This is a genomic window from Chitinophaga jiangningensis (assembly GCF_900142605.1).
Lineage (GTDB): Bacteria > Bacteroidota > Bacteroidia > Chitinophagales > Chitinophagaceae > Chitinophaga > Chitinophaga jiangningensis.
The window spans coordinates 164,759-188,595 of record NZ_FRBL01000012.1 but is presented as its reverse complement, the minus strand read 5'-3'; the positions used below and the strand labels follow the sequence as shown (position 1 = coordinate 188,595).

At 48.9% G+C, this 23,837-nt stretch carries 18 protein-coding genes; 8 read left to right on the top strand and 10 right to left on the bottom strand.

Going from position 1 to position 23,837, the window contains the following annotated elements:
- The first annotated feature begins 4 nt into the window (after positions 1-4).
- Complete coding sequence (locus BUB18_RS27050) at positions 5-1,438, top strand: RagB/SusD family nutrient uptake outer membrane protein (RefSeq protein ID WP_073087177.1); 1,434 nt, start codon at positions 5-7, stop codon at positions 1,436-1,438.
- Positions 1,439-1,472: 34 nt separating this feature from the next.
- On the opposite strand, the gene BUB18_RS27045 is transcribed toward BUB18_RS27050, so the two are convergent.
- Both BUB18_RS27045 and BUB18_RS27040 read right to left on the bottom strand, forming a co-directional pair.
- The gene (locus BUB18_RS27045) at positions 1,473-2,099 is read right to left on the bottom strand and encodes a cysteine hydrolase family protein (protein ID WP_218588116.1); all 627 of its coding nucleotides are present in this window, start codon (positions 2,097-2,099) and stop codon (positions 1,473-1,475) included.
- 103 nt (positions 2,100-2,202) lie between these two features.
- Entirely contained in the window at positions 2,203-2,796 is a 594-nt protein-coding gene (locus tag BUB18_RS27040) for a Crp/Fnr family transcriptional regulator (RefSeq protein WP_073087175.1), read from the bottom strand.
- A 129-nt stretch (positions 2,797-2,925) separates the two neighbouring features.
- Here BUB18_RS27040 and BUB18_RS27035 point away from each other — a divergent pair, with 129 nt between their 5' ends.
- Complete coding sequence (locus BUB18_RS27035; RefSeq protein ID WP_083550883.1) at positions 2,926-3,936, top strand: hypothetical protein; 1,011 nt, start codon at positions 2,926-2,928, stop codon at positions 3,934-3,936.
- 77 nt (positions 3,937-4,013) lie between these two features.
- Here BUB18_RS27035 and BUB18_RS27030 read toward each other — a convergent pair whose 3' ends face one another.
- From BUB18_RS27030 to BUB18_RS27015, 4 genes are all read right to left on the bottom strand, one after another.
- Positions 4,014-5,117 carry a glycoside hydrolase family 99-like domain-containing protein gene (locus tag BUB18_RS27030; protein WP_073087171.1) on the bottom strand — a complete coding sequence of 368 codons (1,104 nt, stop codon included), beginning with the start codon at positions 5,115-5,117 and terminating at the stop codon, positions 4,014-4,016.
- 10 nt (positions 5,118-5,127) lie between these two features.
- Positions 5,128-6,909 carry a SusD/RagB family nutrient-binding outer membrane lipoprotein gene (locus BUB18_RS27025; RefSeq protein WP_073087169.1) on the bottom strand — a complete coding sequence of 594 codons (1,782 nt, stop codon included), beginning with the start codon at positions 6,907-6,909 and terminating at the stop codon, positions 5,128-5,130.
- A 9-nt stretch (positions 6,910-6,918) separates the two neighbouring features.
- On the bottom strand, positions 6,919-10,167 hold the full coding sequence (locus BUB18_RS27020; RefSeq protein WP_083550881.1) for a SusC/RagA family TonB-linked outer membrane protein: 3,249 nt from the start codon (positions 10,165-10,167) through the stop codon (positions 6,919-6,921).
- A 232-nt stretch (positions 10,168-10,399) separates the two neighbouring features.
- Positions 10,400-13,030: a hypothetical protein gene (locus BUB18_RS27015; protein ID WP_073087165.1), complete on the bottom strand. Its 2,631-nt coding sequence runs from the start codon at positions 13,028-13,030 to the stop codon at positions 10,400-10,402.
- A 376-nt stretch (positions 13,031-13,406) separates the two neighbouring features.
- Here BUB18_RS27015 and BUB18_RS27010 point away from each other — a divergent pair, with 376 nt between their 5' ends.
- Together BUB18_RS27010 and BUB18_RS27005 are read left to right on the top strand one after the other, a co-directional pair.
- Positions 13,407-15,335, top strand: coding sequence for a carbohydrate-binding protein (locus tag BUB18_RS27010; protein WP_083550878.1), 1,929 nt, complete (start codon positions 13,407-13,409; stop codon positions 15,333-15,335).
- A gap of 220 nt (positions 15,336-15,555) precedes the next feature.
- The gene (locus BUB18_RS27005) at positions 15,556-17,997 is read left to right on the top strand and encodes an arylsulfatase (protein ID WP_083550876.1); all 2,442 of its coding nucleotides are present in this window, start codon (positions 15,556-15,558) and stop codon (positions 17,995-17,997) included.
- A 48-nt stretch (positions 17,998-18,045) separates the two neighbouring features.
- Here the strand turns inward: BUB18_RS27005 and BUB18_RS27000 are convergent, their stop codons facing one another.
- Together BUB18_RS27000 and BUB18_RS26995 are read right to left on the bottom strand one after the other, a co-directional pair.
- Positions 18,046-19,269: an OprO/OprP family phosphate-selective porin gene (locus tag BUB18_RS27000; protein ID WP_073087163.1), complete on the bottom strand. Its 1,224-nt coding sequence runs from the start codon at positions 19,267-19,269 to the stop codon at positions 18,046-18,048.
- A 195-nt stretch (positions 19,270-19,464) separates the two neighbouring features.
- Positions 19,465-19,839 carry a DoxX family protein gene (locus BUB18_RS26995; protein ID WP_073087161.1) on the bottom strand — a complete coding sequence of 125 codons (375 nt, stop codon included), beginning with the start codon at positions 19,837-19,839 and terminating at the stop codon, positions 19,465-19,467.
- Positions 19,840-19,947: 108 nt separating this feature from the next.
- On the opposite strand from BUB18_RS26995, the gene BUB18_RS26990 reads away from it, so the two are divergent.
- From BUB18_RS26990 to BUB18_RS26980, 3 genes are all read left to right on the top strand, one after another.
- Positions 19,948-20,286, top strand: a complete 339-nt coding sequence (locus tag BUB18_RS26990; RefSeq protein ID WP_073087159.1) for a winged helix-turn-helix transcriptional regulator — start codon at positions 19,948-19,950, stop codon at positions 20,284-20,286.
- A gap of 7 nt (positions 20,287-20,293) precedes the next feature.
- Positions 20,294-20,866, top strand: coding sequence for a Crp/Fnr family transcriptional regulator (locus BUB18_RS26985; protein WP_083550873.1), 573 nt, complete (start codon positions 20,294-20,296; stop codon positions 20,864-20,866).
- Positions 20,867-20,945: 79 nt separating this feature from the next.
- On the top strand, positions 20,946-21,452 hold the full coding sequence (locus tag BUB18_RS26980) for a cupin domain-containing protein (RefSeq protein ID WP_073087157.1): 507 nt from the start codon (positions 20,946-20,948) through the stop codon (positions 21,450-21,452).
- A gap of 40 nt (positions 21,453-21,492) precedes the next feature.
- Here the strand turns inward: BUB18_RS26980 and BUB18_RS26975 are convergent, their stop codons facing one another.
- Positions 21,493-22,311: a helix-turn-helix domain-containing protein gene (locus tag BUB18_RS26975; protein WP_073087155.1), complete on the bottom strand. Its 819-nt coding sequence runs from the start codon at positions 22,309-22,311 to the stop codon at positions 21,493-21,495.
- A 43-nt stretch (positions 22,312-22,354) separates the two neighbouring features.
- The gene (locus BUB18_RS26970) at positions 22,355-22,999 is read right to left on the bottom strand and encodes a nitroreductase family protein (RefSeq protein WP_073087153.1); all 645 of its coding nucleotides are present in this window, start codon (positions 22,997-22,999) and stop codon (positions 22,355-22,357) included.
- A 136-nt stretch (positions 23,000-23,135) separates the two neighbouring features.
- Here BUB18_RS26970 and BUB18_RS26965 point away from each other — a divergent pair, with 136 nt between their 5' ends.
- Positions 23,136-23,825: a helix-turn-helix transcriptional regulator gene (locus tag BUB18_RS26965; RefSeq protein ID WP_073087151.1), complete on the top strand. Its 690-nt coding sequence runs from the start codon at positions 23,136-23,138 to the stop codon at positions 23,823-23,825.
- The last annotated feature ends 12 nt before the right edge of the window (positions 23,826-23,837 follow it).

Below are 23,837 nucleotides of genomic sequence, written 5' to 3'. Positions count from 1 at the left end.
ACTCATGAAGAAATTATATATCATCGCCGCCTTATTTCTCAGCAGTTGCAGCAAGGATTTTCTGGACAAGCAACCGCAACAGAACACCGATTTAAACAGCGCCTTCGTGGATATGGCCTCTGGTCGTGCGAGCCTGAATGGCATGTACTCGCTCATGAAAGGCGTGAATTACTACGGCCGCTCGTTGTATGTAACGGCAGACCTGTTGTCGGACAATGCGTACCTGAGCTCCAGCAACTCCAAGCGCTACCTGCAGTTCGACAGCTATACCACCAACTCCACCAACGGTGACGCCAGAAACATGTGGAACACCCTTTACCAGGTGGTGGTGAATGCCAACCTGATGATACAGAGCGGGAATAAATTGCAGGTAGGTGCTTCCGACAGTACCGAAAAAGCGCAGATCATGGGAGAGGCTTACGCAGTGCGTGCACTGGCCTATTTTGATCTGATGAAATTATTTGCGCAGCCCTATAATTTCACGGCGGATGGTAGTCACCTCGGTGTGCCGTTAGTAACCGAAACCACTGCCGATGCGGGCGCTATCATCTCCCCGGCAAGAGATCAGGCCGCCAAAGTATATGCACAAATAGAAGCGGACCTGGTAAAAGCCGTAGGTCTAATTCCGGCTACCCCTGTCGGCTATACGCTGAGCAGCAATAAAGGAAGAATTTCCCTGTATGGTGCCAAAGCACTGTTAGCAAGGTTGTACCTCTACGAAGGAAAATGGGCGGATGCTGAAACACAAACTACCGACATCATCACCGCCAACAAATACTCCCTGCTGGCCAAAGATAAGCTGGCAACAGACTTCCAGCTGGAGAACAATGGTGAAACCATTTTCGAAATCCTGTACCTCACTACCGATAACCTCGGTACGGACGCGATGGTGAACTTCTGTTTACAAGGCGGCAGCTACGGCGATATGCTGGCTACCGACGACCTCTATAACGGTTACGAGGCAACGGACGTACGCAGAAGTTTTGTGGTAAAAGGCAAACGCAGCGGCGCTGAAAATCCTGCTATCCTCATCAACAAGTACCAGAATAAAAGCACTTACCTCGAAGGGATGAAGGTAGTTCGGCTGGCCGAGGTATACCTTACCCGCGCCGAAGCGCGTAAAATGCAGGGCAAAGACGCCCTGGCAGCAGCCGATGTGGATGTGATCCGTACACGCGCACTTGGAACCGTAGCGCCAACTACCGCCACCGGAGATGCATTGCTGACGATCATCAAAAACGAACGCCGCAAGGAACTATGCTTCGAAGGTCATCGCCTGTTCGACCTTACGCGCTGGAAGCAGTCCTTCACCAAGTTCAAAACCGGTGGGGCTACACTCAGTATCACCTATCCGAATAATAAAACAATTCTGCCGATACCACTGGATGAGATTAATGCGAATCCCAATATCGCAGGGCAGCAAAATCCTGACTATTAAACGAGCGCCTCAGCCATGCTGAGGCGCTTTTGTTTTAATCCGCTATTACCTGCGCAGTGGTGCTAATAGTTGCATAATAAAATGCCATGGCGGCCAGCAGGGAATGCTGTACTGCGTCTGCCGGCACTTTTTCTCCCAGTACTTCCACGTCCAGCGTTGCACAGGCATCGGCCACTACCGTACAGTCGAAACCGTTATCCTTAGCGGCTTTTACTGTGGCATCGATGCACACATGCGTCATCATGCCAAGGATGGTGAGTTGCTGAATTTTGTTTGCTTTCAGGTAAGCCAGCAAATCGGTTTCCCGGAAACTGTTGGGGTAATGCTTGGTGATTACTTTCTCGCCCGGTAAGGGCAGTACGGCTTCATTTATTTTTACACCGTCTGTATTGGGTAGGAAGAAAGTAGCGCCCTCGTTGGTAGAAAGGCCTTGTACATGGATCACCGGCAAGTCATGCTTACGGAAATGGGCCAGCACTTTCTTTGCCTGCTGTGCCGCTTCCGGAGCACCTTTCAACGGATGCCGGCCACCGGGAAAATAATCGTTCTGAATATCTACTATCAACAATGCCTGTTTCATTTGCTGCTGTTTTGCGGGACGCTGTGCCACAGCTCCCAGGGTGATGGAAATGAATGCTACCAGTAAGGCGGCTATTTTCATATCGGTAAGTTTTAAAATGAGTAATCTGAAGGCCTTCATTGCATGCAAATGTAGGAGCAACAAAAAACCTGCAACTTGACCTTGGTCAAGAACCAGCAGAAAACTATTTCAGGTCATGCTTTTTCAGCATCCGGCTAAAGAAGGACGGCGTAACGCCAATGTAGGAGGCTATTTCCTGGTCGGAGAGCAGCGGCAGCAGGTAAGGGTACTGCTGACGGAATTTTTCCAGTCGCTCCACGGCGGAAAGGCTCATGGCATCTATATTCCGCTGCAGGCTGGCAGCAAAGGCACGCTCCGTGAGGATGCGGAAGCAACGTTCGAATTGGGGTATTTCACGTAGCAGGATTTCCTGGTTACGGCGGGATAAAGCCAGTGTGATTGTGTCGTTGATGGCTTGTATAAAAAGATTCCCCGGCTTACCTGAAATGAAACTATTAATATCGGCTATCCACCAATCGGGCGCTGCAAAAGTGAGGATATGCTCTTTACCCTGCTGATCCAGGAGGTAGCTTTTCATACAGCCGGAAACGATGAAGGTAAAATCCGCACACACCGCTCCTTCCCGCAAAAGAAACTCCTTACGGGCGTATTGACCAGGCTTGAGCAGCCGGGTAAAATAACTGCTTTCTTCCGGTGTCAGGGAGATGTGGCGGCCGATGTTGGCCAATATCAGCTCAAATGGATCATGGTTCCTCATGCAGTGTAAAGATAAGGAGAAGTTGCCGGCGAATATAAATCCAACGTCAGCGAATATTTACCGGTTGTTACAGAAACCCTGATCTCTTCCTATATTCACTGTATAATTTAATAACAGGTGAAAATAATCATGACAATTTGTGCAGCACTTTTATTAGCAACGGGCGCGCAGGCGCAGCAACCGCGTTATAAGCAGCATGCAGGCCGCTACGGCGGCAACTCCGGTATCTGCCTGTTTGAAGATGGTAAATTTTTGCTGTATGGCTATGCTACAGCGGTTTTCGGACAATACCTGTTTGAAAAGGATTACCTCCTCTTCTACCCCGATAAACCTGCCGTATTCACCGTATACGCACACAAAAACCCTGCGCTGCACGATAGCACCCGCATCAATTTTGTGAACTTCCAGGATGGGAGAACCTGGGTTCAATTCAATAACACAAAAGCACAACGGGCATTCAACGAGGATGCCAACTGCTTTGATGCGCCTTTTGTATACCAGCATCCCGGCAACCTGAAAACCTTCACCCTGCTGGCTGCTGCTCCTGAAAGTGAACAACTGGTTTCGTGGGAATATGCCAATGCAAAAGGCTGCAACGACTTCATATTCCTCTACAATAAACCTAAAAGAGAATATGAACATTTCAGCGCGCACCTGGAGCAAGGCACCCTGAAAACCGATAACGGGCAAGCATACACTAAAGTCACTCAGGATGAATCTGAGGACGGACAGTGGAAAGAAATACTGGAATGGAAAAGGCAGTACTTCGCTTCCGCCGCCCAGGAAGCGGATAAGGTACTCGCTAACAAGCACTATAATACATTTGCCCCTGACCTGAAACAGTACACCTTTGATAATAAAACAGCGCTGTACATCGCTAACAATGCGGAGGACAACGAGGCGTACTTCCGGGGGAATCAGTATAAGGATGACCGTTATATCCGACTTTATGAAAAGATATTACCACAGCGGGAAAGCAAGGTAAGCCACCTTTCATCCGCACCCGGCAGCATCTTTTTCACCGTTTGCGGGGAAGGGTCCGAGAAGTCCTATCATTATAATGGCTTCATTAAATATGAGGAGGATAAACCGGATGGGCCGTTGCCGACCACGACTGTGCCGGTGAAAGTTACTGAATAGGTGTATAAGGCTGCCCCGGATTCCTCGGGGCAGCCTCAGCGCCGGACTGCGATCAGCCCACGCATCACTATTTACCATTATTTCTTAAACTGCTTCCTTACTATATTTAGGTACAACTCCCCATAGCTCACTGCCGGCTCCAACTGCGTATCCTCGTTCCAGTTATTCCAGCTGTCGATCATGATCAGCCGCGTTTTTTCACTGGCATTCAATTTTGCTACATTACATAGTTTGGTAAATAGCGCTCCGCTGTCTTTACGGGAGTACTCGGGGTTAGTACTGGTAGGCGTACCTATCAGCCAGGTATGCGCCGGAGTAATATTTGGGATGTAATCAGCGGCGTAAGTATCCGCAAAGTATTTTTTAGAGTATTGCCAGTTCTGGTCCATTACCTGCGGCAGCAGGTAAAACCGGTCCCAGTTATTATTCTGGGAGCTGAACGACTGATGAATAATCGCATCCACACAATGATCGAAGCGGATCTGGTAGCGCGCGGGCGGCGTCCACCGGTCCTGCATGCCCACCAGGTATGGCGTTACGCCCCACTCTTTAAACTTACTGCGCAGCGTATCGTAAATAGCTTTGTTGTTATCAGAAAACAGCGTTTGTGCGTTGAGGATATAGAGGATCGGCTTACCATCCACCTGCTGATAACCGGCACTGGTAAGCAGCGGCACAATGCGGTGAAAGTCCTCGAAAAACTGCGTTAGTCGCGCCTTATCCTTTTCAATCGGATTACCCGCGGAAATCCCGCCATAGGTGCCCGTGCTGAAATTATAAGCCACCGCAAACTGCATCTTCCCTTCACCGTTGGCATGCTGGAAGCCACGGATCAGCGTGGAGTCGGAGCGGTAATTAGTGGCATCACGATTGGGCGACCTGAAAGAAAACACGAAGTAGTCCACCCCACCCTTCACCGCATAATCAATATGTTTCGCCATTACTTCCGGTGGTATTACACCCGCAGGCATCGCGTATTTCCCAGCCACCGGCACTTCTTTAATGTTCGCATTCCAGCCGCCAAAAGAAGTATAAAAGGCGCCCACTGTATAATCCTGGGTTACCGGTACTTCCGGAATTTCATAATTGAGAATGCTGCCCTCCGGCCCCGGGCCTGTCAGCTCTTTCTTACATGCACCCGCCATCAGTGCAACGATCAGCACTAAGTGTATATATCTCATGATGTGTTTTTTAAGGACGATAAGTTTGAATAAGCGTATACCTGAATCCTCCCGCGGCCGCTGCCTGCTTCAGTTCTTCGATGGTGCTGCCATACCATTTCTGGATGAAACGGTAGTCGTAGCGGGCGTCCACCTTATCCCATTCGGGCACATTATAGGGCGCTGCAAAGTGCAATGGCTGATAGATATCGTAATCATCGCCGCGCGTGGCTCCCATCTCCCGGATAGCCCCCTGGTAACCAATGGGATTAAGATTCACTACCGACATGGGATACGACGCCCTGCCCGGCACATCCGAATACGTAGGATTGGGCGAATAACTGGAATACCCGCCAGGATTGGTATGTGGGGGGAGACGGAAAACCCGCGTCTGGCGCTCCAGCGTCCAGCAGTCAAAGCCCCCGTCAGGAAAGTAGTTCAGCCAGCGCTGCATCCAGATCTTGGTGTTGCCATCCGCAGAGATATCGGTGGTAGTCAGACTCAGGTAATTGCTAAACCCTTTGCCGGTAGTTCCCCATTTTATACCATCCCTGCTTTTATATTCATCACGCAAGGAATTGCTGATATTCCAGTAGGCGAAGTTGGCGTCGATACCGGCATAATAATACTGCTCCGCGCTGCGACTGCCACCATAGCCCGTTTGCGCGGCTTCAGCCTTTAAAAACAACGCCTCCGCGTACGACAACATCACAAACGGCCTCCCCGCCTGCAATATCACCGGGTTGGCATTGGAAAAAGCATTGATGTTGCTGCCGCCAATGATATCCGGTAAACCACCCAGCGACGACCAGCCTGATAACTTGGTGTTCGCTTTTGCTAACCCCAGGTACGGTATAGGATAGGTCACAATCCGCAGGGAATCGTCCGCCGTACTGGTAAGTGTATCCTGCAACAGCATGCGGCTGGCCAGCGGCACGGAGTCGTAATACACCATCAGCCGCGGGTCCTTATACGACCTGAAGAAAGTAAACAGGAACTCACTTAGCTTCGGCGCCTGGTTGGTAGCATTCGGCGCATACGGAAAGTACTGGTTGGACTTAATATATTTAATGAAATACGGGCTTTCATTATTGTTTACATTTTCAAACAGCATCTTCGCCGTTTCTGTTTCTGCATTGATGATAAGCGCCTCGTTGGCCATCACCTCGCGGATATGGCTGGCGGCCAGGTCCGGCAGGTTACGCTGTATCCGCAAACCTATTTTCAGCCGCAGCGTGTTGGCAAACTTCACCCAAGATTGCAGATTACCGTTGTACACCGCATCGTATTTCAGCTTATCCCCGTTCAGGTTTATTTTTGCAGCCGCATCTTTCAGGGTATTCATCACGTAAGTGTAAACGGTATCCTCATTGTCGAAAGCAATGGTGGACAGGTATTCCGGGTTGTTCGCCTGGTACAGCGGCACGGGGCCGTAGTTGCCCGCCAATATGGAATACGTATAGGCGTGAAGTATACGCGCCACCTGCACCCGGTTATTGTAAAGCGTATCCTTACCATAATTCACCAGCACCTGGTTTAAATTTCCCAGCACGCCCTGGAACATGGTTTGCCACATGCCCTGGTCCGTAACATCATAGCGGTTGGCCTGCTGACAAAGCAAATGCCCCAGGTCCCAGTATTTGGTGGTATTATAATCCGCTAAACGTGTATTCAGGTTCTTGACGGCCGCCAGCAGGGAGGCTTCCGGGGCCACCGCTGTAAACTGCGTAGGGTCGGTATTCAGACTGCTGAAATCTTTCGTACAGCCGTAACCGGTACTCAGCAGCAACAGAAAAATATATAGTCGTTTCATACGTGTGGTTTAAAAAGTAACTTTCAGGTCAAAGCCATAGATCGAATAAGGGAAGGAACCGCCGGACTCAATCCCCTGCGCATTCCCGGAAGTGTTGGCGGCCTCCGGATCAATTCCCCGCGGCGTGTTTTTGAAAATAGTCCAGAGGTTACGGCCTACAAATGCCAGGCGTAAGCTCTTCACCGGCGTACTACGTATGTACTTCACCGGTAGGGTGTATCCGCAGATCAACTCACTCAGCCGGATGTTGGAAGCGTCAAACGTAATGGCAGGTGTATTATTCAGCACCATATCACTGTTATAAGCCGTAGGATTCATCCAGATGTCGCTTTTCTTTCCCACCATCATTCTGCCTTTGGCATCCAGCAGTATCACGCCTTTGCTGTCCGTCAGCGGGAAGTAGGCATTGGGGTAACGTGCTCCTTTGGGGCGGTCCTTATCTCCATAAACCGTATTACCCTTACTGGTGGCTTGTCCGGTACCCATGCGCTCTGCATCATTTTCACCGAGTATTACGTTGCTGAAAAGAAACTCATCCCGGCCATACAGGCTGGCTGCGGTAGTGCCGGCAAAGTTGGCGCGGCCATAGGAGGCAGAGTAAATCACGCCACCCATCTTTACGGTAAACAATACGGAAAGGTCCACCGGCCCATATTTCAACTGCGTACCCAGGGAGCCGATCCAGTCCGGATGAAAGTTACCCAGCACCACATTAGGGTCCGCAATGGTTCTGCCATTGGAAGGATTTACAATCAGTGTATCATGCACCCGGTAAGGCGCATTGCCCGTAAGCACGCCATACTGCTGGCCTACAATAGCGTTCACCGTAGCACCCAGGTTAGTACCCAGCGCCAGGATGTTGATGTTCGGCACCAGCGATAACACCTTGTTCCGGTTCATGGACCAGTTAGCCAGCACATTTACTTTTAGCTTTTTAGATTGTACCGCCGCAATATTGGTACTGACCTCCACTCCCCTGTTACGCATTTCACCAGCGTTGAGGATACGCGTGGAAAACCCGGTTTCATTGGGAATCTGTGGGCGGATGATCTGGTTAGTGGTATTGGACTGGTATACGTTAGCGGTCAGCTGTAACCTGCTGCGGAAAAATGCCAGCTCCACACCTGCCTCGCGCGACAACGTTTTTTCCGGCATCAGCTCACCGTTATTCAACTGGTTGTTATTGCCATAGTTGAGGTAAGGGTTACCAAGAAATAAACCGCCGTAGGTATAGGTAGTGAGCAGTGATTGTGGCGGCGCCGCATTGCCCACCTGCGCAACAGAGGCACGTACCTTACCGTAGTTCAGCACACTCCCCTCCTTCAGGAAATTCGAAAACACAAAGCTGGCATTCACGGATGGATAAAAGTAGTTGTTATTCTTCGCCGGCAGCGTGGACGACCAGTCATTGCGGCCCGTGAGGTTCAGGAAGAGAAAATCCCGCCAGCTGACGGTAGCATCTCCATAAACAGACTGCACATTGGAACGTACCAGCGACTCAGTAGCCGCCGGAAACGCAGTACTGTTCTGGATGCTGGGCATATCGTGCACCAGCAGGGAGGCTATACTGGCACCGCGAAACTGGTTGTTAAATGTTACATACTCCGCCCCTGCGTTAATCGCTATGTTCAATGATTGATTTACTTTATTATTATACATCAGCATCCCCTGGTAGTTCCACATGGTATTCTGCTGGTTGCTGTTGGAATAAAACCCGTTGGGGGTACGCAGTCCACCTAACTCCCTGTACTGGTAAAAGCTGGTGGTTTTCATATCCGACGAGGCCTGCAAACGAAAATTCAGTTTTGAAGTCAGTTTAGCCGTTGCCGTTATACCTGCCAGCCATCGGTGCGACTGATCCCGGTTTTCGTTTTCATACAGCATCCATAACGGATTTTCCACGCTGCTCACAGAGCCGAGAGAAAAGGAATTACCAAAGGCATCCTTCCAGGGGTCCAGCGCGTTCACGTCCACACTACGGGGCAGGTATACATAGGCGGCCATGGGACTGGAAGGGTCCAGGTTGCGGTAGGTGCGGTTTTTTGTATCCTGGTTGGTGTACATCACGCGGGCATCGATGTTCAGGAAGTTGCCAAACTTACGGCTGCCGGTGAGGGCCACGTTATGTTTGATAATCTTATTTTGATTTTTCAGCACATCGTCACTGGCAGTAAACGTATAGGATAAACGCAGTGCCGACACCGCATCCGCTTTGGCCATGGAGATGTTGCTGACATTGGTAACACTGGGCTGATAAAACGATGTAATGTTGTCCGGGTGAGGCCTGTAGCCACCGGCAATGGGTTTGCCGGAGAAGTCGTTATACGGCTGCCCCAGCATTGGCATGCCCCAGGTAGATCCATTGAGGCCCATTTTCACGGCACCGGTTCCCGGTACAATGTTATTGCCATTGCCCACCATAAAGCCGTTGGCGCCTTCCCCGTATACATTCTGGTACTCCGGAAACTCCGCGATGGAGTTCATTTGCGTGTTCTGGTTAATGGCGATGCCCAGGTTGCCGTCGTTGATTTTACCTTTTTTGGTAGTCACCAAAATAGCGCCGTTGGCCGCCCTGGAACCGTACAGTGCAGCGGCGTTGGGCCCTTGCAGCACCTGGATGCTGGCGATATCGTCCGGGTTCAGGTCGGCCGCACCATTTCCAAAATCGAGATTATCGCGTCCGTCACCCATGTCGTTATTGATAGGAACACCATCCACTACCCACAGTGGCTGGTTGTTTTGTGTCAGCGAATTTTCACCACGGATAATGACCCTGCTGGAGGAGCCGGGCTGCCCCGTGCCCGTTACCTGCAAGCCCGCCACTTTACCGGCCAGCCCATTTACGATGTTGAGGTCCCTGGCTTCAGTGAGGTTTTCAGGGTTTACGGATTGTGTAGCATAGCCAATGGATTTGGAGGTGCGGTTAATGCCCATCGCGCCGGTTACGACTACATTTTTGAGATTAATAGCGGAAGTATTCAGTGAAAACTGGATGGAAGTGCGGCCACGCAGGATGGTTTCCTGCGGCTCGTAGCCTGTCATGGTAGCACGCAGTACCGTGTTTTGCGGGTCAGTAACGTAAATGGAGAAAGAGCCGTCTTCTGCGGTGGCTACCCCGTTTCGGGAATCCTTCACCATGATGCTGACCCCTGGTAAGGGATTGTTCTTTTCATCCGTGGCCTTTCCCCTGATCAGGGTGCGCTGTGCCATTACCTCAACGCAACACAGCAAAAGGACGATTGACAGTAAAGCTTTCATAATTGGTTGATAATTAAAAATTAAAACTCAGGAAAACGTGGTATTAATTTCAGTGGACCTGATTGCCTGGCCTCCGGTAGTATGGAATGGCCAGCGTGGAATAGCGGTATACAACGTGGTAGCTGAAATCAAACGGGAATTAATACTGCAAATCAATGCGGTAGGCGATAACAAAAGCATTAACAGCGGCATTAACTGCCGGTTAACAGGGGTATTTTTTCAAAAAAAGTCTTCAGGAAATGATATCCTGGAAAGAAACGGGGAATTTTTCGCCGTACATATGCGAGTAGTCTTTAAAAAACTTTTCATAGGCTGCCTTAGCCAGCGACGGCCGGCCTTGCCGGATCATGGCCGTACATTTAGCCTTTAGCGCCGCTTCATGCAACGGGTCCAGTATCAGAATTGTATTAGCGGTTTCAATAATCAGTTCAGGCGTAACCGTAGTAATCAACTGTTCCAGCTGCACCTGCAGCACATCCAGCGCCCTGGATGTAAGGTTGGATTTAATATCTTCCAGCCAGAAGTAATCGGTGCGAAACAGGAAGCCCCCTTCCCGGATGATGCCGATCAGGGTTTGCAGTTCCGCCGGTTGCAGCGTTGCCTGGTTAATCAGCGTCATAAACACGCCCAGGTCTACTTCCACGCTTTCCGGATCATAGTTAACGCGCCACTGGTGCTCTTCTTTCACCACGGAGATGTTGCCGACCTTCTCAAAAATGCCTTTCAGTTTCACCATGTTAACAGACCTGTTATTGCGCGCATCGCGGTCGGATTTGTCGGCCCAGAGGATTTCATACAGCTTGCCGGTGGACACGCCCTTGCCGGACCACAGCGTATGAATGGTTATCAGCAGGAACATTTCTTTGAGCAACGGCGAAAACAGGTGTGTGAGCACGTTACCGTTTTTATCCAGCACCTGGAATTCCCCGAACAGGCGAAACAGGGCCTTGTCGGTTTGACTGGCGGCGGTTTCCTCTGAGGTTTGGTCGCCTGCAATTGCAACAGGCTCAGTTGTAACCGCAGTTGCATCTTCCTCCGTTGTATGGGTAGCAGGGGTTATTTCATTTTTCAGGGAGATGTCAGTGCCTTCCGGCGCAGTGGCTTCGGCGGATGCCACGTTGGCCCCTGGCGGTACCACTTTACGACGCCGCCTCCTGTATAGCACGAATACCCCCATACACATGGAAAGTACGATCACTCCTGCCCACCACCCGCGCAGAGCGTATTTCTCCGAGGATGTAGCCATTGCGGATACCTGCTCTGCCGGGAATGCCAGGGAGTAAATGCGTATATCCGTGTGCTGGTCCTTGTCCATGATCTGGGTAACGGCGAGGAGCTGCTGCGTGCGGGCGCAATAGTACAGGTCGGCTCCGGACCTGTTGTCCAGGAAAGCGTAAGGAATGGTGTCTGCCAGGTTCGTAAAATCCGCCTGGCTGAGTGAGCCTTTCACCAGCTGCAGCCTGGACTGGTAGCGATCATTGGGGAAGGCCAGCGCATAGAAGCTGTTTTCTGCGGTGTTTACCACCATGGAGGAAGCGAATACGAAGGCATCTTCCGGTTCGCCGAAATCATAAACTTTCTCTATCACGCTGTGCTTAACATCGTAGCGGAGCAGGTCGTAATAATATTTCGGGTTGAGCATTTGTTCGCCGTTGTCGCTGCCATAACCCCCAAGGATATACGCGGTATCACCGGCGGAGGAGGTGCCCACAGCTGCCAGGTAGCGGGGCCGCAGGGCTTCTCCGGCGACCTTTACATCTCCCCATAAACCGGTAGCCAAGGAAAACCGCTGGATTGTTTTTTTATAGGTGAGCTGCCCGTAGCCACCGATGATGTACAGGCTACTGTCCGCCTGGCGGATGAACTTACTCGTTTGCCAGTAGCTGGTAAGGCCGGCGGAGTCGAAAGGCCTGGACCATTGCCGTTTATCCGGGAGCCAGCCTGCCAGTTCCTTTTGATCTACGTGTACGCTATAGAGTGTGCGACTGCCGGGATCAAATGCCGCCTGGTATCCGGGCGAAAGGTACACGGGCTGCGCCACTGGTAGTCGCGCCAACGAACGGTCGCGCACCAAAAACCGGTACACCGTATCCTGCCCGATGATATGAATGGCTTCTTCAGCAGGATCGAAGGCGTAACTACCGTTGCCGGTTACACGTAAAGTCTGTAACAGCTGCCAGTGCTGGTGCAGCGGCTTTGCCCACACCGGGTTGGTAACGGTGGCGGTTACACCCTGCAAACTATCCAGTGCCTGGTTGCCACTCAGCTCATTCAGCGGCCAGTAATATCGTAGCCGTTGTGCCTGCTGAATGGAAATGTTTCTGATGGTCATGGGCGGCACATCACTGGTTTTGAAGTGCGGCAGCCGGCAGGCACCAAATACAATGCGGTAGCAGGGATCGGAGATATTGATACGGGCGGAACCACAGGGCTTGCCGTTGATGGAAAGTAGCAATGTATTTCCTTTAAACGTCAGCGTACAGGTGTTCCAGTTATGAAACAGGGCCGTACTGTCCAGCCGGAAATGCAGCGGTGTAAACGTATTGCCCGTCACCACGGTAAACTGTTGCTCCTGGTGGTTATAGATCAGGTCAATATTTTGTTGCTGGTTGTTAATGAGTCGCACCAGGTAGCCGTAATACACCTGCCTGTCGGGAAAAAACCGGAATGCGAACGACAGGCTGGCATTCCCCTCCAAACACAATGGCTGCCCGCCATTCAGCACCAGGGAAGTCCGCTTTTCCTGCACCTGGTCGTATGAATTGAATACCAGGCCGGTGGGTTGGGCGGTGGCAGGCATCCATGATGATATAGTTATGAGGATACCGATGATGAGGTATCCCGGGTTGAATACAAATTTCATAGTGGAACACTAAAGTACACATACACCAGTTCCTGGTTATGACTTTGAATAGTTTTGGTTGCTAATCCGGCGGGAAGATAGGATGTTTTGGAAAGAATGGGAAGTACGAAGTTGATTATTTTCAGGTGTGCAAAATACACGTTTACCCGGCATTTATAAATAGATAGTGACGGAACGTTAAAAAAGGAAAAATAGTATCAGTAATATTTTATAAGTTTACTAACGACACATCACCCTCCCGAATAATCCAGTCAGTCATAGCAGCACCGATGTGCTGCCGGTAGCCCTGCTACCTTGTGTTTGCCGCCTGCTGTAGCGCGGACTGATACACCCATGAGCCATTCCACGTTTTATAACCATTTAAACCCTTCATTCCATGTTACAAAACAGGTCCCTTTCCACTAAAGCCTTTCGATGTATCCTGCTGTGTTGTGTGCTGCTGGCGCATATCACCTTGCAGGCGCAAACACCACGTTTTAAAGTGATCGCATTTTACAACGGCACTTACGATGCTGCGCATATCAACTTTGTGCAGGAAGCTAACCAGTGGTTTCCCGGTATTGCAGCGCAGTACAACTTTTCGTACGAGGCTACCAACAACTGGAACAACCTGAATGCTACGTTTTTGTCGCAATACCAGGTGGTGCTCTTTCTCGACGATGCCCCTACCAATGCTACGCAGCGGGCCGCATTCCAAACTTACATGCAAAACGGGGGCGCCTGGATGGGCTTCCACGTATGCGCCTTTACCACCAATGCTGGCGCCTGGAGCTGGTATAATAATACCTTCCTGGGGTCGGGCAACTTCCAGAGTAATACTTGGGGGCCTACCACGGCTATTCTGCGCTGCGAGGATCAAACCCATCCCAGCACGCAGCAATTACCACAGACATTTACCAGTGCTGTAAGCGAGTGGTATTCCTGGAGCAACGACCTGCGTAACAACAGCAACATCAACATTCTCTGCTCCATCGATCCGGCCAGCTTCCCGCTGGGTACCGATCCTAATCAGTCGTGGTACAGCGGTTACTACCCGGTGATATGGACCAACAAAAACTACAAAATGCTGTATGCTAACTTCGGGCATAACGACATGAACTATTCCACCAACACTGGCAAGTCATCCACTTTTGCCAGTGCCATTCAAAACAAGTTCATAATAGACGGGCTGCTGTGGCTGGGTGGCGTGCCTGCCGGACCGGCGCCTGCGATTCCCATTCCTGGCACAGTACAGGCAGAAAACTTTACTACCATGAGTGGCATTCAAACCGAAACTACCACGGATACAGGCGGTGGGTTAAACGTGGGCTATACCGATGCCGGCGACTGGATAGACTATAAAGTAAACGTGCAATCCGCCGGTGCTTACACGGTGCAATACCGCGTGGCCAGTCAAACTACCGCCGGCACCATACAGCTGAAAAAAGACACTACGGTACTGGCCACTACTACCCTTCCCGTAACCGGTGCCTGGCAAACATGGACTACCGTCAACACCACGGTGAACCTATCGGCCGGAGAGCAAACATTACGACTGCAAGTGGTAGCCGGAGGTTTTAATCTTAACTGGATATCCTTTGCTGCCAACACCCCGGTAACAGCACCGGTGGGCTCCGTGATTACGCTCAGGGGGAATAACAACCTGTATGTGAGCGGCGAAAATGGTACGCAGGCCATGCGTTGCACCCGCACAGCACCGCAAACATGGGAACAGTTCAGCGTACTGGCAGCACCCGGCGGAAAAATTTCCCTGCGCAGTATGGCTAAATATGTTTCTTCTGAAAACGGTGCTACGGCCATTACCTGCAACCGCGCTACGGTGGGCAGTTATGAGCAGTTCGACTGGATTCAGCACAGCGATGGCACCATTTCACTGCGAGGCAACAACGGCAGGTATGTATCGTCAGAAAACGGTGCCGCTGCGATGACCTGCACGCGAACCACCATCGACGCATGGGAGAAATTTAATTTCAGCATTGTAGGTCCGGTGGCCAGTGCTGCATTGCTTGAAACCAGCGCAGATGCTGTATCCGGCAGCAGTAGCTTAACTGCATCAAAAACTGCAGACGCAGCAGCGTTTCCAAATCCTTTTCAGTCGCAGCTCTATTATTCACTGCCGGCAAATGTGACCATGCACGCCGCCACGCTGTATGATATCAGCGGCAGAGCGCAGGTACGTAACATTGTAAAAATGCAGCAGACGAGATATGTGCTGGAGGCTGGTAAGTTACCAACGGGCACGTATATACTGGAAATAAGCGCAAAGAATTATCATAAGCGGTATAAGGTCCAGAAGACGCAGTAAATACAAGCATTTTAGCAGGCCCGGAACAGCAATTAACCTGTTCCGGGCTTTTTTTATAAACAGGCCCTGCCAGGCAACAATTCGTAATTTCTGTTGTTTTATATCCTTCAGCAATCCTTCCTTAAGCATAACAACAGGCATCCTCAGGTCAGTGCGTAGAACTGACCAACAACCAGGTCTTATAACCAATATCGTCCACCATCACCAAAAAACAAATAACATGAGGAGTCGAAATTTTGCTACCCTCAAACGGGTAGCGGCATCAGGGCTGTTGTTATGCAGCCTGCAACTACCCCAGCGAATAAATGCACAGGCTGATCCCCAAAAAGTAACAAAAGAACAATTTAAAGGCGTTATAAAACTGGATGTGCGTGACTCCAAAGCGGACTGGGCGTCATACACACCGAAGAAAGCGCCTGCCGGCTCACCGAATGTGCTTTTTATCTTATATGATGATACCGGCATTGCCGCGTGGTCGCCCTATGGTGGAAGAATTCAAATGCCTACCCTGCAGAAACTTGCTGACCGCGGGTTGTTGTACACCCAATGGCATACTACTGCGCTTTGCTCCCCTACCCGCGCCACCCTGCTCACCGGGCGGAACCAACATCTTACCGGGAATGCTGCTATTACCGAAGCTGCAGATGGGTTTCCTGGAGCACACGGTCGTATCCCCGCGCAATGCGCCACCATTGGACAGATTTTGCAGCAAAATGGTTGGAGTACATTCTGGATTGGTAAAGACCACAACGTGCCAGAGCAGGATGTTGCTTCTGGCGCCAGCAGGAAACAATGGCCTGTACAAATGGGTTTTGACCGATACTACGGATTCCTCGGCGGTGAAACTAACCAATGGTATCCCGATTTAACGGAGGATAATCATTTCGTGGATCAACCCTATTCTCCTGAGGAAGGCTATCATCTCTCCAAGGACCTTGCTGACAAAGCCATGGAATTTATCCGTGATCAAAAAGCCACCAATCCATCCAAACCATGGTTTCTGTGGTATTGCCCTGGTGCCAACCACGCACCACATCATGCGCCGGCAGAATACATTGCCAAATACAAAGGAAAATTCGACGATGGATATGATGCTTACAGAAAATGGGTAGTACCTCGCATGATTGCCAAGGGTATCATTCCGGCAGGAACAGTGCTTACCGATTTTAATCCGCTGCCACCCAATATTGCAAACCCTGGCGACTATGTGAAACCATGGGATCAGTTGAAACCAGACGAGAAAAAACTCTTCTCCCGCCTGGCAGAAGTATATGCAGGATTTTCTGAATATACGGATGCCCAGGTTGGCCGTGTCATTGATTATTTAGAAAAAACAGGGCAGTTGGATAATACCTTGATTCTGTATGCTGCTGATAACGGTGCCTCTGGAGAAGGTTCCCCTAACGGTTCTGTAAACGAAAATAAGTTCTTCAATGGTTATCCTGACGAGCTATCTGAAAATCTGAAATATTTGGATAAACTGGGTAGCCCCGATACCTATGAACATTATCCAACAGGATGGGCAGCTGCATTCTCCTCGCCTAACAAAATGTTCAAACGCTATAGTGAATACGCAGGCGGCACTGCAGATCCATTGGTCATATGTTGGCCTAAAGGAATCAAGGTACATGGTGAAATTCGTAACCAGTACCACCACTCTACGGATATTATGCCTACTATTCTGGATGTTTGTGGCGTGGAAATGCCAACAACCTTCAATGGCATAGGGCAGTATCCGTTATCCGGAGTATCAATGCGTTATACGTTCGATGCCAAACCAAATGACCCCACTAAAAAGCATATACAATATTACTCCATGCTTGGAACAAGAGCCTTATGGAAAGATGGCTGGAAAGCCGTAGCGCTGCATGCACCATTAACGGGAAAAGGGAAATTTGACCAGGATGAATGGGAACTCTATCATGTAGATCTAGATCGCTCAGAGTCAAAGAACCTCGCCAAAGAAAACCCACAAAAGTTAAAGGAGCTCATTAATGACTGGATGGAGGAAGCCGAAAAAAATCTAGTATTGCCATTGGATGATAGGACCGCGGTTGAGGTGCTGACAATTGAAAGACCATCTGAAGAAGCACCGCGCGAAACTTATGTTTATTACCCTGGCACCGCACCTGTTCCGGAAGGGGTGGCCGTGAATGTCCGTGGCAGATCCTATAAGATCCTTGCTGATGTGGATATTAAAAACGCCAATGCATCTGGAGTAATCTTTGCGCACGGTTCCCGCTTTGGTGGCCATACCCTGTTTATCAAGAATAACAGGTTGTATTATGTATACAATTTCCTCGGCATTAAGCCGGAACAGAAGTTCATGTCCAGTGTGGCACTGAAACCTGGCAAGTACACTCTAGGTATGGAGTTCATCCGTGAAAGCACCGGCGAACATGGTGAACAGATAGGTAAGGCTAAGCTGTATATCAACGATAAAGTGGTAGCCGAAGGACCAATGAAAACACAACCAGGTAAATTCACGCTTGCCGGAGATGGGCTTTGTGTAGGTTTTGACAGTGGAGATGCGGTAAGTCAGGAATACAAAAGTCCGGGTAAATTTACCGGCGGAACAATACTCGGTGTAGGTGTTTCCGTAGGTAAACAGGAATATAATGATTTACAAAAAGAAGCCCAGCGGGCATTCCAGAAAGATTAACCTAAAAAAAGAACGGTGATTCAGTTGAATCACCGTTCTTTTTTATCCTTACAGCGAAATATCCCATTGCAGTCTGAATCGCCATTCACTGGCTGGAATATCCCCGGTTTTATCGTAGTTAAAGTAGCTGGTTTCCATCGTGAGTTTATTCTTATGCTTGTGAAAAAACCAGTTAAATGCCAATGATGTTTCCCTTTTCTTTGTTTGATCTTCTTCCCTGTTAGGAAAATAGCCAGCATTGCGCGCTGCCACTTCCAAAGGCGCAGGCCACCAGTCGATAGCCTGGTGAAAGAAATAACCAGCCTGTACATAATAACCATGCAATGTATTGGTTTCATCGTTATTTAGCTTGTCCACAATCTCTTTCCAGTGGTACTCCATCTGCCAGCTAAATCCTTTGTACATGAAGGCTGTTTCCACATTTGCCTGGTTTACCCGGTATTGCCCCGGTAGTCCGTTTTCATAGCCCTCTAATGAACCTCCTCCTGCCTGGGAAAAACGCGTATAAGGGCTGCGGTTGGTTACACTATTCACCGCCAGCACACCGGCAGGCCGCTCATGAATTTCGATATCACTACCTTCAAAGTCCAGGTAGTCGCCGGTAAAATTCCATTGTAAACGAGTAAAGTACATCAGGTGATTATCATCATTTTGCGTAGAGCCACGACCGGTACCAGTGAAAACTCCTAACCAGTAATTGAAGTCTGCCACACCCCTCCCTTTGAGTCTGCCATAAATTTCAGCCCCCTGCTGCCGGTCAACGGTAAATGGGCGGTTAATCACCGATCTGTCCACCATTTGTTGCTCCCCACTGCTGATCCTGCGTTCGCGGGAATACTCCACTTTGAACTGCCCCACCTGGAATTTGAGCCATTCCCACTTCTCCACCGAAAGTGTAAAGTTGAGCAGATTGGACTGGCTCAACTCATATTCCCAGTAATATTTAATCCAGGGCTTAAATGCGTGACCTCCCACTTTTAACCTGGCCCGGTTAATTTTGAAAGAAGTCTTGTTATCTCCCATAAAATCATCGTACGTAACCGGGTCCTGATCCTCAGGTGTAGCGAAACGAAACTGAAACCGGCTCTGAATCTGTAGAAGAAACTTGTCATCTCTCGTACGGAATTCAAAACCTTTTTCTCCGTATTGAACAGATACTTTATTTGTTGTATCCGATAAGATGTATTGCCCGAAGGCTTTGTTTGTAAGCAGGCAACATACAGGTAAGCTCAATATGGTCAAAGCTTTCCGCGCACAGAAATAGTGGCTCATATTATTTCTTTTTCTTTAGGTGGAACAACTGCAAAGGAATGCATGCCGAAAGCCAGGGTCACATTACCAGGTGTCAATATTATAACGCAGATAGTGGCAAAAAGTTGAAAATATTTATATATGCAGGTCTCGCACAGATGTAACGGATGTAGCTTCTCTTTAGTTAATGAGCAATGCGTACATGATGAATTTCAATTACAGGTACCTCCTCCTCCCCCAGGCTACAAACAGTGCTATAACGATCATGCCTATATTAAAACCTATATCGCTGGCTTCACCTCTGCTGATATGGAAGATAATAGCCGATATCATTAAGGCAATGATCCCATATGCCGCGGTCACCACCAGTTTCGGAAGGATTCGCAGCAACCCGGGCAATACCACGCCTGCCCCTCCCAGGAGGTCCGTTATACCGGTCAGTACCACCAGCAGCGGGTGTTCCTTTACCCACGGGAATGGCAGGCCCTGCGGCGCTAATATCTTCATAAAACCTGCCCATAATAAAGTGGCAGCTAAAATTCCCTGTGCCATCCAAAGGAGCACGTTTAATACTTTGGGTGTAGTAGTCATTGCTGTTGTTTTTGATGGAGCAAAATTACCTACCTTTACTATCCATTGGATATTACTTCCCCTTAGGAAAGCACTATCCGGATAGATAGTAACGTAAAACAACTGCTCATGTTATCTAAATGTGGATGCCCGAAAACGATGCTCTCCATAAAGGATGCAGTAGAAGCAATTGAAGGCAGATGGAAAGTGCTTATCTTGTTTGCATTGTCTGAAAAGCCGAAACGCTTCCGGCAAATTGCCAGGGAGGTCAGCGGGATTACAGACAAAACATTATCAAAGGAGCTGAAAAGCCTGGAAGCCAATAAACTGGTGACCAGGGAAGTGTATGATACCTTTCCGCCAACGGTGGAGTATTCCATTACTCCACATGGCTTATCGCTGGAGAAGGTACTGGATGAGCTGCATTTCTGGGGCCTGCAGCACCGCAAAAAAGTAATTGGAAAATAAGGCGTACATGATGACTGATTTCTGGGATAAAGTAACCAAATACCATCCGTTGTCGGCCGAAAGCCGGCAGGCATGGGGTGAGATCATTAGCAGCCGCACCTACAGACGTAATGAAACGCTGGTAGCGGAAGGCCAGGTGCCGCGACAAGTAGCCTTTGTAGTAAAAGGGCTGTTCTCGCAATACTATACCGCCCCCAATGGTGATATAGTGATCAAGCGTTTCTTTCCGGAAACCTATCTGGCAGCATCCGTGAGTGCATTGCTAACGCAAAGCCCCAGCCAGTTTACCATCCGCGCCCTGGAAAACACCACTGTACTGGAATATAATTTCCATGAGTTTAAAAAGTTGACCACTCTTTATCCTGACGTGGCCGCCTTGTACATCCGCTACCTGGAAATCCACTGGGTACTGGAAAAGGAGCCACAGGAAATATCGCTACGCTACGATACGGCTAAGAGTCGTTACATGGCGTTCATTCAGCAGTTCCCTACCCTGCAAAACCGACTGAAACAGCATGAAATTGCCTCCTATCTGGGCATCACCCCTACACAGCTGAGCCGCATACGCGCCGAATTATAGTTTTTTCAAAAGTCTCAACATATGTAAATGTTTTTGAGTGGCGCATACCTGAATTTTGTTTTCATAAAACACAGCAATTATGAAAACGATAAACTACCTGGAAGATCAACTCGCTAACAACGCCACCATATTACACCCCGGAGAGGGAGAGCGACTGGAACTCGGCGGCTCCTCTTTTGTTTTTAAGGTAACCACGGAGATGTCCAACAGTCACCTCGGCGTATACGAAATCACGCTTGCCCCACGTACTGTTGGAGCGCAGCTGCATTACCACCGCTTCATGGATGAAACCTTTATAGTAAACAAAGGCATACTCACCCTTTTTACCGGCAACGATAAACATCAGCTGTCGCCCGGCTCAGTGGCATACGCACCACGGTTTACGCCCCACGGCTTTGCCAATGATACCGATGAGCCGGTGGTGCTCACACTGCTGTTTAATCCCGCTGAAAAAAGGGAAGGTTTCTTTCGCGGGTTGGTGGATATTCTGAGTGAGCAGCCTGTGGACCCTGCGAAGTACCTGCAGTTGTACAATAAGTATGATAGTTTCCCGGTGAATCTGGAGAACATGCTACCGGTGAAGTGAGGGAAAACAAAAAGCCGCAGGGCGGTCCCTGCGGCTTTCGTCACTTTAAAGTAGCTTTAGGGGTTGATTGCCCCGCTTTGCTAATTGCGGTAGGGGCCAGTCCAAAGTACTTCTTAAATGCGTAGGAAAAATGAGACAACGTTTCAAAGCCCAGTTCAAGGTAAATATCAGCAGGCTTTCGCCGTTTCTTTTCAATAAGAAAGTGTGCCTCCTGCAACCGCTTTTTTAACAACCAGCGGCTGGGTGTTTCATTAAAGATCGCTTTAAAATCCCGCTTAAAAGCCGATAAACTTCTTCCTGTAAGTCGCGCAAAATGATCCATATGTACATTAAATACGAAGTTTTGATTCATAAACGCCTCTAAGTTTAGCTTTTCAGGCATGCCAAAATCAAAAAACAGACCTGATAATTCCGGCTGAAACTTTAGCAGGATAAGTAATAGTTCTTCGCGTTTTACGTCGGCAAAACTGCTGATGATATTTCTGTCTGCCTTGTAATAGGGGGCAAACGAATGAACGAAATTGGATAGCAAAGCGCTCGGGGGGATGTGCAAAAATGTATCCTTTGATGTGAGATCAAACAGCGCCGGCTGGTATCTCGCCTGGAATTTTTTAAGAAATTGTTCGTCAAAGGTAATGAAGGTAGTTTCCACCGCTGGCCCCCCTTTTCCCTTACAGTATTTGGATAAGCGGTTCTTTCTGACAAGTCCGCAATCGCCTTGATTAAAAATATAGGTGGTAATCCCATCAAAGCATTTTGTAGTTCCTCGTTTAATGGCAAAGAAAGTATGCTCCCGAATAAATTCTTCTCCGGAAATAACAGAGCATTCCTGATCAGGTTGACTTACTATATTGCGCATGCCATTGTCATTTATAAGAAACAAGTTTTCTCTATTTATCTGTTTAATCTATTGCAGTGATAAATTCTTCTTTTGCAGTTCTCCATTTTTTGAGACCGACTAACCAGTCCGAAGGTTCATCCCTGTATCCAATTGGCAGTACTACTACACTTTTAAATGCGGAATCGCCGAGGCCCAGGAATTCATCCATTTTTGTGTTGTCGAAGCCTTCCATGGGTGTTGCGTCTACTCTTAATTCTGCCGCTGCCGCAATAGCCAGGCCAAACGACAGGTAGGCTTGTTTGGCACAATGATTTTCCTGCCATTGCTTACCCCGTGATTCATATAAATTTAGCAGCCGCTGTTTATAGGGTTCGGATGAATCGGGCAAACCTCGTGCTGCTGTCGTTTCTCTCAAAACCCGGCCCACCCTTTCCTCTGAATATTTATCCCATGCGGCCCAAACCAGCAAATGGGAACAGCCTTCAATTTGCTGGTGGTTAAAGGGATAATCCTGGAACACCTCTTCCTTCAGCCGTTGAAGTGCTGATCCATTGCGGATTACAAAAATTTTATAGGGTTGTAATCCGGAAGATGATGGAGCCGCTCTGGCAACCTCTAAGATATAATCTACTTTTTCCTGCGGAACGGTTCCTTTGTTCATGTGCTTCGTGGCATAACGCCATTGCAGGTCACTTAATAAAGCCATACGGAAATTAATATTTTATGTTGTAAAGGTCAACATAAAAATCAGGGCCTGCTTGCTTAAAAAGTCCAAACTTAGTTTCGTGGAAAGTCCAAATTACCTGCTAATTTTAAGGTATTAAAATACCGGGTGCAAACGCATGAATGATAATGATACCTCCAGGCTTTCTCGGCTTACTGCCATTTTATTACAGCTGCAAACAAAGCGTATCCTTACCGCTACAGAGCTGGCGGCAAGGTATTCGGTGAGTGTCCGCACTATTTATCGGGACATCAGGGCATTAGAGCAGGCAGGCGTTCCTGTTATTACAGAAGACGGCAAAGGCTATTCGCTGATGGAAGGCTATAACCTTCCGCCCGTGATGTTTACGGAAGCCCAGGCCTATGCCTTAATATTGGCAGAACAGCTGGTATTAAAAACCACAGACGTTTCGCTCATCAGGGATTATACGGAAGCCATCGAAAAAATAAAGGCAGTATTGCGCCATGGGCTGAAAGATAAAGCCAATTTACTTACCGAAAGAACGCGCTTTAACCAAAATCTGCAAAGGGAACGTAACAGCAACAACCTGTCTGATCTGCAATTTGCCCTGACAAACTTCCGGCTAACAAAAATCGAATATATCAATGATCAAAATGAACTTACAACGCGATTGATTGAACCTTTTGCGTTGCTTAGTACGGAAAATTGGCTATTGATCGCTTACTGCCGGCTAAGGCAGTCATTTCGCTACTTTCGGTTAGACAGGATTAGAAAGTTGGAAGTACAAACAGAGACCTTTAAACCCCATGGAATGAAGTTGCAGGAATTTTTTGACAGGTACCATTAATTTTTTTTGTGT